Origin of the sequence: Marinimicrobium sp. (genome assembly GCF_002695945.1) — a bacterium.
GTDB classification, from domain to species: domain Bacteria; phylum Pseudomonadota; class Gammaproteobacteria; order Pseudomonadales; family Cellvibrionaceae; genus Marinimicrobium; species Marinimicrobium koreense.
The window spans coordinates 1-15,341 of sequence record NZ_NZQP01000047.1 but is presented as its reverse complement, the minus strand read 5'-3'; the positions used below and the strand labels follow the sequence as shown (position 1 = coordinate 15,341).

At 57.7% G+C, this 15,341-nt stretch carries 10 protein-coding genes; all 10 read left to right on the top strand.

All coding sequences use genetic code 11. The features are described 5' to 3' along the window. The first annotated feature begins 35 nt into the window (after positions 1-35). Positions 36-947: a sulfate adenylyltransferase subunit CysD gene (cysD, locus tag CMG77_RS10570; RefSeq protein ID WP_024460003.1), complete on the top strand. Its 912-nt coding sequence runs from the start codon at positions 36-38 to the stop codon at positions 945-947. 219 nt (positions 948-1,166) lie between these two features. Next, on the top strand, positions 1,167-2,579 hold the full coding sequence (cysN, locus tag CMG77_RS10565) for a sulfate adenylyltransferase subunit CysN (RefSeq protein WP_123637236.1): 1,413 nt from the start codon (positions 1,167-1,169) through the stop codon (positions 2,577-2,579). Positions 2,580-3,265: 686 nt separating this feature from the next. Further along, positions 3,266-3,532, top strand: coding sequence for a ComEA family DNA-binding protein (locus CMG77_RS10560; protein ID WP_123637237.1), 267 nt, complete (start codon positions 3,266-3,268; stop codon positions 3,530-3,532). 135 nt (positions 3,533-3,667) lie between these two features. Further along, positions 3,668-4,375, top strand: coding sequence for an orotidine-5'-phosphate decarboxylase (gene pyrF / locus CMG77_RS10555; protein ID WP_123637238.1), 708 nt, complete (start codon positions 3,668-3,670; stop codon positions 4,373-4,375). Between the two features lie 90 nt (positions 4,376-4,465). After that, positions 4,466-5,137: a (d)CMP kinase gene (gene cmk, locus CMG77_RS10550; protein WP_286804683.1), complete on the top strand. Its 672-nt coding sequence runs from the start codon at positions 4,466-4,468 to the stop codon at positions 5,135-5,137. A 70-nt stretch (positions 5,138-5,207) separates the two neighbouring features. Beyond that, positions 5,208-6,563, top strand: a complete 1,356-nt coding sequence (locus CMG77_RS10545) for a phosphohexomutase domain-containing protein (protein WP_286804682.1) — start codon at positions 5,208-5,210, stop codon at positions 6,561-6,563. A 223-nt stretch (positions 6,564-6,786) separates the two neighbouring features. Continuing rightward, positions 6,787-7,677 (top strand): UTP--glucose-1-phosphate uridylyltransferase GalU, encoded by an 891-nt coding sequence (gene galU / locus CMG77_RS10540; RefSeq protein ID WP_024460009.1) that lies wholly within the window; start codon positions 6,787-6,789, stop codon positions 7,675-7,677. Positions 7,678-7,680: 3 nt separating this feature from the next. Then, positions 7,681-9,087, top strand: coding sequence for a mannose-1-phosphate guanylyltransferase/mannose-6-phosphate isomerase (locus CMG77_RS10535; protein ID WP_286804680.1), 1,407 nt, complete (start codon positions 7,681-7,683; stop codon positions 9,085-9,087). 777 nt (positions 9,088-9,864) lie between these two features. Beyond that, positions 9,865-11,544 (top strand): 30S ribosomal protein S1, encoded by a 1,680-nt coding sequence (gene rpsA, locus CMG77_RS10530; protein WP_286904391.1) that lies wholly within the window; start codon positions 9,865-9,867, stop codon positions 11,542-11,544. Between the two features lie 1,588 nt (positions 11,545-13,132). Next, positions 13,133-15,127, top strand: a complete 1,995-nt coding sequence (locus CMG77_RS10520; protein WP_286875063.1) for a hypothetical protein — start codon at positions 13,133-13,135, stop codon at positions 15,125-15,127. Positions 15,128-15,341: the final 214 nt, after the last annotated feature.

Below are 15,341 nucleotides of genomic sequence, written 5' to 3'. Positions count from 1 at the left end.
CCTGCTTGTCCCGCCCCCAAACAGTGTTGAGCGGAATGTCAGACAAATACAATCTTACCCACCTGAAACAACTGGAAGCGGAAAGCATCCATATCATTCGCGAAGTGGCGGCGGAGTTTGATAACCCCGTGATGCTGTACTCCATCGGCAAGGACTCGGCGGTCATGATGCACTTGGCCCAGAAGGCGTTCTACCCGGGCAAGCCGCCGTTCCCGCTGATGCACGTCGACACTACCTGGAAGTTCAAGGAAATGATCGAGTTCCGCGAAAAGCGCGTGAAGGAACTCGGTTGGGATCTGATTGTGCACATCAACGAGGAAGGGGTGAAGATGGGCGTGGGCCCCTTTACTCACGGCAGCGCCAAGCACACCGACATCATGAAAACCCAGTCGCTCAAGCAGGCGCTGGACAAGTACAAGTTTGATGCCGCCTTTGGCGGCGCCCGTCGCGATGAAGAAAAGTCCCGGGCAAAAGAGCGCGTTTACTCCTTCCGCGACAAGCACCATCGCTGGGATCCCAAGAACCAGCGTCCGGAGTTGTGGAACATCTACAACGGTCGGGTGGACAAGGGCGAGAGCATTCGCGTGTTTCCGCTGTCGAACTGGACCGAGCTGGACATCTGGCAGTACATCCACCTTGAGAACATACCGCTGGTGCCCCTGTATTTCGCAGCCAAGCGTCCGGTGGTCGAACGTGACGGCACCTGGATCATGGTGGACGATGAACGCATGCCGTTGGAGCCGGGCGAAGAGCCGGAAATGAAAATGGTGCGCTTCCGCACCCTGGGTTGCTACCCCCTGACCGGCGCGGTGGAATCCGAAGCGACCACGCTACCGGAAATCATTCAGGAAATGCTGCTGACCAAGACCTCCGAGCGCCAGGGCCGCGTGATCGATCACGACAGCTCCGGCTCCATGGAAAAGAAAAAGCAGGAAGGGTACTTCTAGGCTGGGTTACGGCGGATGCGGCCTTCGGCCTCCGAAGCGTCGGACCGATCCGCCCTACGTTGGGCTGCGGGGTTGCGGCCTTCAGTTTTGTCCGTCCTAAGGAGGTTGCGTAGGGCGGATAAGCGAAGCGCATCCGCCGTTACCGTACGTAAAATCTTCGCCGTAGCCCAACTGGACGGCCCCGAAAAAACGAATTCAAGACCAAGGTAACTGAACACCATGAGTCACCAAAGCGAATTGATCGAAACTGATATCGACGCCTATCTCGAACAGCACGAAAACAAAGAGCTGTTGCGTTTTCTCACCTGCGGTAGCGTCGACGACGGCAAAAGCACCCTGATTGGCCGCCTGCTGCACGACTCCAAAATGATCTACGAAGATCAGCTGGAATCCATCAGCTCGGACAGCAGCAAGTACGGCACCACCGGTGAGAAAGTGGACCTGGCACTGCTGGTGGACGGCCTGCAGGCCGAACGCGAACAGGGCATCACAATTGATGTTGCCTACCGCTATTTCTCCACCGCCAAACGTAAATTCATCATCGCCGACACCCCGGGGCACGAACAGTACACCCGGAACATGGCCACCGGTGCCTCCACCTGTGACCTGGCGGTGATTCTGATCGACGCGCGCCACGGTGTCATGACCCAGACCCGTCGCCACAGCTACATTGCGTCGCTCCTGGGCATCAAACACATCGTGGTGGCCGTGAACAAGATGGATCTCGAAGGCTTCAGCGAAGAGGTCTACAACCACATCAAATCGGATTACCTCAACTTTGCCGAAAAGTTGGGAATGACCGACGTTCAGTTTGTGCCCATGTCCGCCCTCGAGGGCGACAATGTGGTCAATCGCAGCGAACGTTGCGACTGGTACACCGGCCCGACATTGATGGAAATCCTGGAAAACGCGCCAGTCATGGCCGAGCGCAACTTCGAGGACTTCCGCTTCCCGGTCCAGTACGTGAATCGTCCCCACCTGAACTTCCGCGGTTTCTGCGGCACCATCGTTTCAGGAATCGTGAAGGTGGGTGATGAAGTCAAAGTGTTGCCGTCGGGCAAGAAGAGCAAGATCAAATCCATTGTCACTTTCGATGGTGATTTGCAGGAAGCCTTTGTCGGGCAGGCCGTGACCATCACCCTGGAAGACGAGATCGATGTCAGCCGTGGCGATATGATTGTCCACTCGGCGGACAAGGTGGAGCAGACCAATCACCTCAAGGCACACCTGGTCTGGATGAACGAAGACGCGGGCGAGCCGGGCAAAGAGTATCTGTTCAAATTTGCCAGCAAACTGGTCTCGGGGCATATCGATAACCTGGAATACCGGGTCGATGTGAACACTCAGGAGCACAAGCCGGCGGACAAGCTGCAATTAAACGACATTGCTGTATCCGAGCTGTCTTTCAGTCAGCCGGTGGTCGTGGATGCCTATCCGAATCATCGGATGAGCGGCTCGTTCATCGTGATTGACCGACTGACCAACCTCACCGTCGGTGCCGGCATGGTCATCGAAGGCCTGCGCCGCACCAAAACCAGCCACCACCAGTTCAGCGAATTCGAACTGGAGCTGAACGCCCTGGTCCGCAAGCACTTCCCTCACTGGGATGCCAAGGATTTGAGTAAATTGTAGGAATTCGTTACTTCGAACAGGGGTGCTGCGACAGGGTGTATTGTTGCGAGACACGCCGTGAACCCATCCATGGGGGCTCATCACCCGCCGTCCAGGCGGGTGACGGTCTCGCAACAATACACCCTGTCTCCGCAGTGCCAGATTCACGTTTCGGGAAATAGCACCTACAAGATGTTTACGGAGCAGAAGAGTGTTTCGTAGGGTGGATAAAGGGCGCAGCCCTGTCATCCACCATTTTACAGTTGCCGTTATAGTCCCGTAGGTCGGATTAGCGCGTAGCGCGTAATCCGACATCTTTTGCCAAAGTCAACGTCGGATTACGCTCCGCTAATCCGACCTACGCAATTATTTCCCGAAACGTGAATCTGGCACAGCGAAGGCTGGGTGTACGGTTGTGAGACCGTAAGCGGAGGGACTCCGCGCGTCGAGCCTACATGGATGTATTTACGGCGTGTCTCACAACCGTACACCCAGCCGTAGCTTTAGCTACGAAGCCCATCAACACCCAAAATCCAATCACACCCATAGTGTGATCCCGATCAAATCTCAGAATTTTGTCGGCAATTTCCTACAAAACGCCGCGCACATTTCCCCTACGCGCCATGCTCCTCGCTGAATAATCTGGCTCCCACGTCGTCGGACGACGTTTACTGTTTACTCAACAAACCAAGCAAAAGGAGTTCATCATGAAACTGATCTCATCCTTCCTGTGTTCCATCGCCCTGCTGTTCAGCGTTGCGGCTTATGCTGCACCCGAGGCGCCCGTCAACATCAATACCGCCGATGTGGAAACCCTAGCGCAGCTCGATGGCATCGGCCCCAAAAAAGCCGAGGCCATCGTCGCCTGGCGCGACGCCAACGGCGAGTTTGTCAGCCTGGACCAGTTGGTGGAAGTGCGGGGCATTGGCGAAGCGACCATTGAGTCCAATCGCGACCATATGACCCTGAACTGACCACGGGATGACCTGCGACGGTCACCCAGGCACCTCCCTCAGCAACGATTAGACGCTGCAATTTGATGCCAAATTTGCTTTAATGGCAGCCCGGATTCACTGAATTCGGGCTTTTTTTGTGCATAGGGGGAAAACATGCCCAATCCCGAGGCTCCACGCATTGTCGTTGCCATGGATTACGACAACGCTGACGACTGCCTGACCATGGCGCGTCGGCTCTCACCGGAGAACTGTCGGCTCAAGGTCGGCAAGGAACTTTTTACCCGTAGCGGTCCCGCCGTGATCGAGCAACTCCAGGGGCTCGGGTTCGATATTTTTCTGGATCTGAAATTCCACGACATACCCAACACGACGGCGGGCGCGGTGCGTGCGGCGGCCGACCTCGGCGTATGGATGGTCAATGTTCACGCCAGTGGTGGAGAGCGCATGATGAGCGCCGCCCGCGAGGCTCTGGACAAAGTCTCCGGTCGCCGCCCCCTGCTGATTGGGGTCACGGTACTGACCAGCATGACCGAAGCGGATCTGCGCTCTACCGGCGTCGCCCGGACTCCGATGGAACAGGTCCTGCATCTCGCGGACCTGAGTCATAAAAGTGGTCTGGATGGTGTGGTATGCTCGGCTCAGGAAGCTCGGGCATTAAGCGAGCGGCATGGTCCGGATTTTTGTCTGGTCACCCCCGGCATTCGTCCCGCCGACAGTGCGGCGGATGATCAGCGTCGGACCCTGACGCCGCAGGAAGCCATTGCCGCCGGGAGCCATTACCTGGTGATTGGTCGACCGATTACCCGGGCCGCCGATCCCATTGCCCGCTGTCGGGAGATCGCCCAGAGCATTGCCCCCTGAGGCACGGCTCGAGCGCGCCGCCCCGAGCTTTGAGATCCGGGTCGGCGAGTAACCCCAAATCTGAATGTTCAAGACCGCTAAGGAACCCCTGTGACCGAAAACAGTCCCATCCCGGTAATTGCGATTGACGGCCCCAGTGGGGCGGGCAAGGGCACGCTGAGTCGGCTGGTGGCCAATCGTCTCGGGTATCATCTGCTCGACAGTGGTGCCCTCTACCGGCTGACCGCGCTGGCCGCCATGAACGCCGGCGCTGACCTGGATAATCCCGATGCGGTGGCCGCGGTGGCCCGGCATCTGGCGGTGCGGTTTGACGCGGCCGGTGAGGACACGCGCATTTTGCTGCAAGAGCAGGATGTGTCCCGGGAAATTCGTACCGAGGCCGTCAGCATGAACGCCTCTCGGGTGGCGGCTTATCCGCCGGTCCGAGAGGCTCTGTTGCAGCGCCAGCGGGACTTCCGGCAGGCACCGGGCCTGGTCGCCGACGGGCGCGATATGGGAACCACCGTATTTCCCGATGCTGGCGTCAAAATCTTCTTGACCGCCAGTCCAGAGGCGCGTGCCGAACGCCGCTACTTGCAGTTATTGGAAAAAGGCGAGAAAGTGGATATGGACGCCTTGGTGGCGGATATCCGCGAGCGGGACAAGCGGGACAGCGAACGCGCCGTGTCACCCCTTAAGCCCGCCGATGACGCCCACCTGGTGGACAGTACCGAGCTGACCATCGAGCAGGTGCTCGAGAGAATTTTAAGCTATACCCGCTAGCCGGGTGGGGCTGGCACCCATGGGGTGCCGGAGCAACGATGACAAATAACACAAACCGGACGGAACGAAGATGAAACTGACCTGTTTTAAAGCCTACGATATTCGCGGCAAGTTGGGTGAAGAACTCAATGAAGACATCGTCTACCGCATCGGCCGCGCCTTTGCGGAATACCTCAAGCCCAAAACCGTCGTGGTGGGTGGCGACGTGCGAGAGACCAGTGAGTCCTTGAAGCTTGCCTGCGCCCGCGGCCTGCAGGACGGCGGTGCGGACGTGATCGATATCGGTCTGTGCGGCACTGAAGAGATCTACTTCGCTACCAGCCATCTGAAAACCGATGGCGGCATCGTGATCACCGCCAGTCACAACCCGATTGACTATAACGGCATGAAGATGGTGCGTGAGGGTTCTCGTCCCATCAGTGGTGATACCGGGCTGAACGATATTCAGGCCATGGCCGAAGCCAATGATTTCCCGGCCGTGGACGAATCTAAGAGAGGTGCCTACCGAAAGGGTTCAGTGCTGGAGGACTACATCCAGCACCTGCTGAGCTACGTCGATAAGGACAAACTCAAGCCCATGAAGCTTGTGGTCAACGCCGGTAACGGGGCCGCAGGCCACGTCATCGATGCGATCGAACCGCACCTGCCCATGATCGAATTTATCAAGGTCCACCACGAGCCGGACCCGACCTTCCCAAACGGTATTCCTAACCCGCTGCTGCGTGAAAATCGGGCCTCCACCAGCGAGGCGGTGATCAAGCACGGCGCGGACATGGGCATTGCCTGGGACGGCGACTTCGATCGCTGCTTCCTGTTCGATGAGAAGGGCGAGTTCACCGAGGGTTACTACATCGTCGGCCTGTTGGCCGAAGCCTTCCTGCTCAAGGTGCCGGGCAGTAAGATCATTCATGACCCACGCCTGACCTGGAACACCATCGACATCTGCGAAAAGCACGGCGGCACCGCCATTCAATCCAAAACCGGCCACTCCTTCATCAAGGAGCGGATGCGCAGCGAAGATGCCATCTACGGCGGTGAAATGAGCGCCCACCACTACTTCCGTGACTTCGCCTACTGTGACAGCGGAATGATCCCCTGGCTGCTGGTAGCGGAGCTGATCGGTCGCAAGGGCCAGCCCCTGTCCGAGTTGCTACAGGATTGCATCGATCGCTTCCCGTCCCCGGGCGAAATCAACAGCAAAGTGGACGATGCCGCCGCAGCCATTGACCGGGTATTCGAGCACTACAAGGACCAGGCCAAAGCCATCGACCGTGCCGACGGTATCACCATGGAATTTGACGACTGGCGCTTCAACCTGCGCATGTCCAACACCGAGCCGGTGGTACGCCTGAACGCCGAGAGCCGCGGCGACAAGAAACTGGTACAGGAAAAAACCGACGAAGTGTTGGCGCTGCTGAATCAGTAAGTTACGAGTGAAAGGGTGGGGTTCCCTCTGAGGGCGCGGTGTCGGGTGAACTCTTTTCAAACCCTCTCTTCAGGGAAGAAGAGAGGGAGCTACAGGGATGTATTTATCGCGTTTTGAAAAGGGTTCACCCGATGCCGCGACCGGACAACTCTAACCCTCCACTCTAAAAATCAACCGGACACAACACTCTGGGAACGACCCCCAACACTCAAGGAGACCACACATGCAGATCAAAAAAGCCGTCATCCCCGTCGCCGGTCTGGGCACCCGTATGCTGCCCGCCACCAAAGCCATCCCCAAAGAGATGCTGCCCGTGGTCGACCGGCCCCTCATCCAATACGTAATTGAGGAAGCGGCAGCGGCCGGCATCAAGGAAATCGTCCTGGTCACTCACGCCAGTAAAAACTCCATCGAAAACCACTTCGATACCAGCTTCGAGCTGGAAGCCCAGCTCGAAGCGCGTCTCAAGCGCTCACTGCTGGAAGAAGTCCGGTCCATCACGCCGCCGGGACTGACGGTCATCTCCGTGCGTCAGGCCGAAGCCAAAGGCCTGGGCCACGCCATTTTGTGCGCCCGCCCGGTGGTGGGAGAAGAGCCTTTTGCGGTAATGCTGCCCGACGTGCTGATCGACAAGCACCACTGCAACCTACGCAAAGACAATCTGGCGGCCATGACTCGCCGCTTTGACGAAACCGGCAGCAGCCAGATTCTGGTGGAAGAGGTGCCCTGGGAGCAGGTGCACAAATACGGCGTGGTCGACTGCGACGGTGCCCAAGTGGAAGAGGGCGAGTGCGCCGCCGTTAAAGGCATGGTGGAAAAACCCGAGCGCGACGCGGCTCCGTCCAACATGGCTATTGTCGGGCGCTACGTCCTGTCCAAGTCCACCTGGGATCTGCTGGCCAAAACCCAACCGGGCGCCGGTGGTGAAATCCAGCTGACCGACTCGCTGGACGCCCTGGTGACTGACGAGACCGTCGAAGCCTATCGCCTGGCCGGCAAGAGTCACGACTGCGGCTCCAAGCTGGGCTACATGATGGCGAACATCGAATACGGCGTGCGTCACCACGAAATTGGCGCACAGTTCGATGAATTTCTCAAAAGCCGGCAGGGCTGATCGATGATTGTTCCCGTTATCCTGGCGGGCGGCTCCGGGTCACGCTTGTGGCCGCTGTCGCGCAAACACTACCCGAAACAGCTGCTCAAGCTGTTTGGTGAAACCACCATGTTACAGCAGACTCTGCTGCGTCTGGACGGGGTGCCCGACTTGGGTGACCCGATTGTGGTGTGCAATGAAGAGCACCGCTTCATGGTGGCCGAGCAGCTCCAGGAAATCGGTCAGAGCCGCGCGTCGATCCTGCTTGAGCCGCTGGCGCGTAATACCGCGCCAGCCTTGGCGTTGGCGGCGGTTAAAGCGCTGACCCAGGAGGATGATCCGACGTTGCTCGTGCTTGCCGCTGACCATATGATCCAGGGGATTGAGGCCTTTCAGAAGGCTATCGCCCAGGCGGCCGACGCGGCAGACAGTGACAAACTGGTGACCTTTGGCATCCAGCCAACCCGCCCCGAAACCGGCTACGGTTATATCAAAACCCGCCGGGAAGGGCAGGGTAGCCATCCCGTCGAGCGGTTCGTGGAAAAGCCGGACCTGGCCACCGCTGAGCAGTATCTCGCTGAGGGCGATTATTACTGGAACAGCGGCATGTTCGTGTTCCGTGCCAGTGCATTCTTGTCCGAGCTGGAGCGCTGCTCCCCGGAGGTACTCAGTGCCGCCCAACGGGCCTACGACAGAGCCAGCACAGACCTGGATTTTGTTCGCATCGACCGGGACGCCTTTGCCGAGGCGCCGGATATCTCCATTGATTATGCGGTCATGGAGAAAAGCCAGGCGGTGGTTTGCGTCCCGCTGGATGCGGGCTGGAGCGATGTGGGTTGCTGGCAGTCCTTTTGGGAGCTGTCCGAGAAAGACGCCAATGGCAACAGCTTTGTGGGCGATGCCATTGATGTGGATTCACACGACACGCTGGTCTTCACTCAAGACAAGCTGGTGGCGACCATCGGCGTCAATAACCTGATGATCATCAATACCCCGGACGCGGTTCTGGTGGCAGACAAGAGTCAGGCTCAGCAGGTGAAGAAGGTGATTGCCCGGATCGAGCAGGGTAACCGCACCGAGCATCTCCAGCACCGGGAGGTCTATCGTCCCTGGGGTTGCTACGATTCGGTAGATCAGGGCACCCGCTACCAGGTAAAGCGCATTCGGGTAAAACCCGGCGCCAGCCTGTCCTTACAGATGCATTATCACCGCGCCGAGCACTGGGTGGTAGTCAAGGGCACCGCTCAGGTGGAATTGGACGACCAGACGCTGCTGCTGTCCGAGAATGAGTCGACCTATATACCGGTCGGCACCCGCCACCGCTTGAGCAACCCGGGCAAAATCCCCCTTGAAATCATCGAAGTCCAGTCCGGCCCCTATCTGGGCGAAGATGACATCCAGCGCTTCGACGACAATTACGGGCGGACTTAATAGAAGGGGTGTAGAAGCATCTCGTAGAACATTCGGGTGCTTTGTCGTGTAGTGCTCCGGTTGGGTATACCGTTGCGAGACACGCCATGAATACATCCCTGTAGGCTCTGCACCCGCCGGCCCCCTTCGCGCTCCCGGCGCTTCGGGACACTTCCCACATCCCTGTGGGGCGTCCAAGGCGGGTGACGGTCTCGCAACGGTATACCCAACCTCCGCGCTGCCAGCGTAACGTTCCGGGAACTAGCACCTTTTCTTTTTTTACCCCGGGAAACGGCGGATGCGCTTCGCTTATCCGCCCTACGCCACCTCCGTGCTGTGCGTAGGGCGGATAAGGGCAACGCCCGCATCCGCCGTTACTGATAGGTTGAATATGGCACTGAGGGCTGAGAAGGGGAACACCCTCCCAAGACCGTAAGCGGAGGGACTCCGCGAGGCGAGCCCCCAGGGATGGGTTCACGGCGTGTCTTGGGAGGGTGTTCCCCTTCTTGGCCCGGACTCGCCCCTCCATCGAATTCGAGTATTAAGGTAAAAAGGCTCGAATGAGTCCCTATCCTTGCCAATTGCCTTTCAATCTGCTAGCCTGCCGCGCTTGCTAGAGCGTGTATCCAGACCAATGTGTACAGACCCTGGCATGGGCAGCCCGGCTGGCGCCAGCTTTGAAAGCCGGATCCTGTCTCTTTCATAAACTGACCCGTACCACTGGCAGTACGGTAAACCCGTGACACCGCACCACAGACAAGCGGATCGATCGGGTACTAAAAGGTAGCATGAATGTCCATGAGCGAAAGTTTTGCTGAACTGTTTGAAGAGAGCCTGAAATCCGTCGATATGCAGCCGGGTACCATCGTGACCGGTGTTGTCATCGACGTCGACAAAGACTGGGTAACGGTACACGCCGGCCTCAAGTCTGAAGGCGTAATCCCGGCCAGCCAATTCCTGAACGAAGACGGCGAGCTGGAACTGCAAATCGGCGACGAAGTACAGGTCGCACTGGAAACCGTAGAAGACGGTTTCGGTGAAACCCGCCTGTCTCGCGAAAAAGCCAAGCGCGCTGAAGCCTGGAAAGTGCTGGAAGCCGCTCACTCTGCTGACGAAGTGGTCAAAGGCGTTATNAACGGTAAGGTCAAAGGTGGCTTCACCGTGGATGTATCCAGCATCCGTGCCTTCCTGCCGGGCTCTCTGGTAGACGTTCGCCCCGTGCGCGACACCACCCACCTCGAAGGTAAAGAGCTGGAATTCAAGGTCATCAAGCTGGACCAGCGTCGCAACAACGTTGTGGTGTCTCGTCGTGCCGTTCTGGAGCAAGCCAACTCCGAAGAGCGCGAAGAGCTGCTGGCTACCCTGCAAGAGGGTATGACCATCAAAGGTATCGTCAAGAACCTGACCGACTACGGTGCTTTCGTAGATCTGGGCGGTGTTGACGGCCTGCTGCACATTACCGATATGGCCTGGAAGCGCATCAAGCATCCGAGCGAAATCGTCAATGTCGGCGACGATATTGAAGTNAAAGTNCTGAAATTCGACCGCGAGCGCAACCGCGTNTCTCTGGGTCTGAAGCAACTGGGTGAAGATCCCTGGGTCAACATCACCGGTCGCTACCCGGAAGGCGTCAAGGTCAAGGCTGTGGTTACCAACCTGACCGANTACGGCTGCTTTGCCGAGCTGGAAGANGGTGTGGAAGGTCTGGTTCACGTCTCCGAAATGGATTGGACCAACAAGAACATCCACCCGTCTAAAGTCGTGAATGTGGGCGACGAAGTGGAAGTCATGATCCTGGACATCGACGAAGAGCGTCGTCGTATCTCCCTGGGCATGAAGCAGTGCCAGGAAAACCCCTGGGACGTCTTCGCTCGTACTTACGCCAAGGGCGACAAGATCAGCGGCAAGATCAAGTCCATCACCGATTTCGGTATCTTCATCGGTCTGGACGGTGGTATCGACGGTCTGGTTCACCTGTCCGACATCTCCTGGCACGAAGCCGGCGAAGAAGCGGTNCGCAAGTACAAGAAGGGCGACGAGCTGGAAACTGTGGTTCTGGCCATNGACCCGGAGCGCGAGCGTATTTCTCTGGGCATCAAGCAGCTGGAGACCGACCCCTTCTCTGAGTACCTGGCCGAGAACGACAAAGGTTCCGTCATCAAGGGTACTGTGAAGGAAGTTGAAGCCAAGGGTGCGACCGTGACTCTGGCGGAAGACGTTGAAGCCTACCTGAAGGCCTCTGAACTGAGNCGCGAGAAAGTGGAAGATGCGCGCAACGTGCTGAAAGAAGGCGAAGAAGTTGAAGCCAAGATCATCAGCGTTGACCGNAAAAANCGCACCATCAACTTGTCTGTGAAGTCCAAAGACGTCGCNGACGAGAAGGCCGCTGTNAAAGAGCACAGCGCCAAAACCGCCGAGCAGGCTTCNCCCACCACTCTNGGTGACCTGATCAAGGCGCAGATGAAGAACCAGGACTGATTCGTCAGTCAGGTTGTTCTGAAAAAGGCCGGCATTTGCCGGCCTTTTTTATNGGCTGGTGCGTCNGGCATCGGCATCNCGGGTNACNGATACGTANNNCNGNTNAGCGNAGNGCNTCCGCCATAANCGCNNCNNGNGCGCATCCGCCNTCACCAAACTCGGAAATCAGCCCTCCCTCCATATAACTATAAAGTCTATCGATACCATACGTGTCCCGGACCTTATGGCTGGTACAGTGCANGCCTCTTGTCTATGTTTATAGATGGGCCCGTGCGATNGCGCTCGGGGTTGTACCANTGCCACGTCTGGAGAGTCCCACCATGAGTTCCAAGCACACTTTCANTCCTGAAAAAGGTTACGTCGCATTGTTGGGCTGGGCCCTGGGTGCCATTGANGCGGCCGACAAATTCGATCGNCGCTACGTGGTGGTGGCTCCNGAGTGGGCCGAAGNNTACTGNAAAGAGCANGATATCCCCTACGTGCCCTGGAACTTTGAGCGGCTGAACGATCGTTCCATGGAAATTGCCCAGACNCTGAAGGANATGGGCGTGGATGTGGCGATTCCNCTGTTTGAAGAAACCGTGGAGTGGGCCGGTGCAATCAACTCGGTCCTNCTGGATAACCCNCGCCTGTTTGGTCAGGCCATGCTGTTGCGGGACAAGGCGNTGATGAAGCGTCGTGCCCAGCTNGGCGGCATNCGCGTGGGAATTTTCGAAGAAGCACACGACAAGGAAGACGTCGTGCGCTTTTTGAAACGGGTCAATCAGACCTTGTTGAAACTGGACGGGGACCCCAATGACCCCATTCACCTGAAGGCTTTTGATAAAGCCGGTTGTCTGGGGCATCGGGTCATCCGAACGCCGGATGAAGTGGACACCATTCCCGACGAGGAATTTCCCGTGTTGATGGAGTCCCATCTTGATGGCTGGGAATTCGCCGTCGAGGCCTGGATTCACAACGGAAAGATTTGCTTTCTGAACATTTCCGAGTATGTCACGCTCGGCTACTCCGTGTTCGTGCCGGCGACGCCCGAGCTCGAGAAATACCGGCCCCAGATTACTCAACAAATCGAAAAACTGATCAAAACCTTTGATATTGATTTCGGATTTGTGCATCCTGAATATTTCGTCACCAGCGATGGTGAAATGTACTTTGGTGAGGTGGCCTATCGTCCGCCCGGTTTCAAAGTGTTCGAGTTGTTGGAGCGTGCTTACGGGTTCAATGCTTACCAGGGTCTGATTCTTTCGTTCGATCCCAAAACCACTGACGAGGAGATCAAGGCATTCTTTCCCAAAGAAGTGGTTGATGCAAAGGGGCATGCTGGCTGTTTCGGTGTGTACCCGCGCCGTCGGGTCGTCAGCAAACTGGAAATTCCCGCGGAGACGGAAGATCACCCTTACTTTGATTTCCATGAGCTTACCCCGCCGGTTGAGGAGACGGTCACCAAACGTACCGCCTTTGGCACCCATTGGGGCCTGGTTTACTTTTTTGGTGAAGACCCCTACACCATGCGGGATTTGCTCAAACACCAGGAAGAGCTGGATTTCTATGTATAATCAACTCCATTGCATGAGTTGAGGAGGCCGGCTTGAGCCTAACGGAAACGAACCACAGTGCCGAGGCGGACAAATTGGTCCGCCTGGGAAACCAGCTGGACGAAGCGATTGAACAACTGGCCGACAGCCGTGAGTTTGCCAAGATCACCAAGCTCCAGCGCCTGCTGGATATTGCCCGGCGAGTGCTATTGCTTGACGGTGGTTGTGCCTTTCTGGAAGCCCGCGCTCAGCGGCTGGAAGAGGCGGGGGTCTTTGAGGGGTCGGATTGGGCGCAGCCGCAGATCCTGATTCCGTCACTGACTACGTACTCGCTGAAAAGTCCGGATGCCTCGACGGTGGTGATTGAAGCTATCAGCGAGCTGCGTCTGCTCGCCATTGCCCTGGGCGATTATCAGCACCCGGGTATGTCCTCTGAGCAGGCCCATCATTATCTGACCCAGGTGTTGGCCATTAACCTGGAGCTGCTCTTTGGGACGCCCAGCGAGGCGGAGAGAGAGCAGCAAGGGCGTCTCGCGCTGATTACCCGATCTCTGTACCGACACCTGGCGGAGCGGATTGGCTACGAACACGTCATCGACAAGCTGATTGAGGAAATCTGGCGGATTTTGCAACAGCGGCCCATTCAGGTGGACAGCGTCAAGCGCATGATCACCCAGATTGCGGTCTGTCAGGTCAATCCGACCATCGAGTTGGGTATCAGCGGGCAGGGCGCCGACCGATTGATCAGCAGCCTGTTTGGTCCCACCCAGGCCTGCCGCGAGGATCCGGGCCTGGAGGTGTATCAGGAGCGCCTTCAGGCGATGGACGCCGGCGCATTGCAATACGAGGCGACGGGTTTTGCCCGAGCCATGCACGATACCGGTCTGGTTTCTCCCTATCACCCGGTGTTGTTACGTCATCTGTTGGAGCACGGGGACCACTTGCTTTCCGAAGCTTTGGGGCTCTCCAGTACCGGTCGGGATTGTTTGCTGTGTTACGGTGAGCTGGCTCGGGCGATCATCGCCCAAGCCATCCATCCTGAAACCGCTCAGGGCGTCTATGGCCTGGCTTTGATGCTCGAACGGGGCATTCTCTACCAACCGGCGGTCGCACCGGCACTCTGGCGGCAGCTGGCGCTGCCCGTCTCGCCCTATTGTACCCAACGGCTGGAAATGATTTTCGGCGCACAGCCGTCGGCCACCGCCTGGCTGATGCAGGGCGTGTTGTGCATGCTGGGGCAACCGCTGGGCGTGGGGCAGGGCAATAACCCCACCTGTCAGTCGGCCCGGGCGCTGTCCATGTGGGCTTATAACGATCCGGATTATCTGTTGCAGATGGTGGTCTGGGCGGCGCGTGATGATGAAATCATCATTCATTTTGAGGGCCAACCGATTTCCTCAAGAGAAAGTGAAGCCGGGGTTGCCGCCGATATCCCCATGGATCTTGATCCGGTCTCACTTCTGGTGGTGCCACACCTGGACCGTATCTACGCCGAAATGGGGCGCCGTTGTATCGGGCGTGAAGGTGATCCACACCGTTGGGTGAACCCCGAGTTTCACGGCTGGTGGTCCGGTCGAGGGTTCCGCATCAACGTGGATGTCGCTACAGGAAACCTCTGGGAGCTGGATGATTTTCTGCGTCACTTCTACGCGAGCTACCATCCATACTACAACGGCAATCAACCGCTGATCCATCCGCAGCCGGCGGGCATTGCCGTCACTGACAGCGCTGCACGGTTTGTGGGGTGGCATGCGATCACCATTTTGCGGGTAGCGCTCGACCCGAAAGAGGTGATGCGGGTGTACTTCTTCAACCCCAACAATGACAGTGGTCAGCATTGGGGAGATGATGTATTGGTCAGCACCGCGGGCAATGGCGAGCGCTTTGGCGAGTCCTCATTGCCGTTTGAGCAGTTCGCGTCGCGCCTGTACATTTTTCATTACGACCCGCTCGAACGGGGCGAACTCGCCAATATTACCGACGAAGAGCTCAGCCGCGTCAAAGACCGCATCCACCGCAGTTGGGGCGCCGACCGACGGCCTTCATAAAGTTCACATTGCCCGGGCCACAGCAGTTTGTGTAGGGCGGATAAGCGCCTCTGGCGCGCATCCGCCGTTCCCCACCCGTGGTAATCGTATGACAGATCGGCCCGACGCATCGGAGCTTTAGTTTGACGTGAAAACCCACGTCCTTAGGACGTGGTCATGAGTGACAGGCTTGGCCTGTTACGAAAGGTAGGCCCATGTTATATCCGGGTTGAGT

Excerpts from the sequence above, each read along its gene's own strand:
- cysD (WP_024460003.1), top strand. The coding sequence starts at position 36 with ATGTCAGACAAATACAATCTTACCCACCTGAAACAACTGGAAGCGGAA.
- cysN (WP_123637236.1), top strand. The coding sequence starts at position 1,167 with ATGAGTCACCAAAGCGAATTGATCGAAACTGATATCGACGCCTATCTC.
- CMG77_RS10560 (WP_123637237.1), top strand. The coding sequence starts at position 3,266 with ATGAAACTGATCTCATCCTTCCTGTGTTCCATCGCCCTGCTGTTCAGC.
- pyrF (WP_123637238.1), top strand. The coding sequence starts at position 3,668 with ATGCCCAATCCCGAGGCTCCACGCATTGTCGTTGCCATGGATTACGAC.
- CMG77_RS10545 (WP_286804682.1), top strand. The coding sequence starts at position 5,208 with ATGAAACTGACCTGTTTTAAAGCCTACGATATTCGCGGCAAGTTGGGT.
- galU (WP_024460009.1), top strand. The coding sequence starts at position 6,787 with ATGCAGATCAAAAAAGCCGTCATCCCCGTCGCCGGTCTGGGCACCCGT.
- CMG77_RS10535 (WP_286804680.1), top strand. The coding sequence starts at position 7,681 with ATGATTGTTCCCGTTATCCTGGCGGGCGGCTCCGGGTCACGCTTGTGG.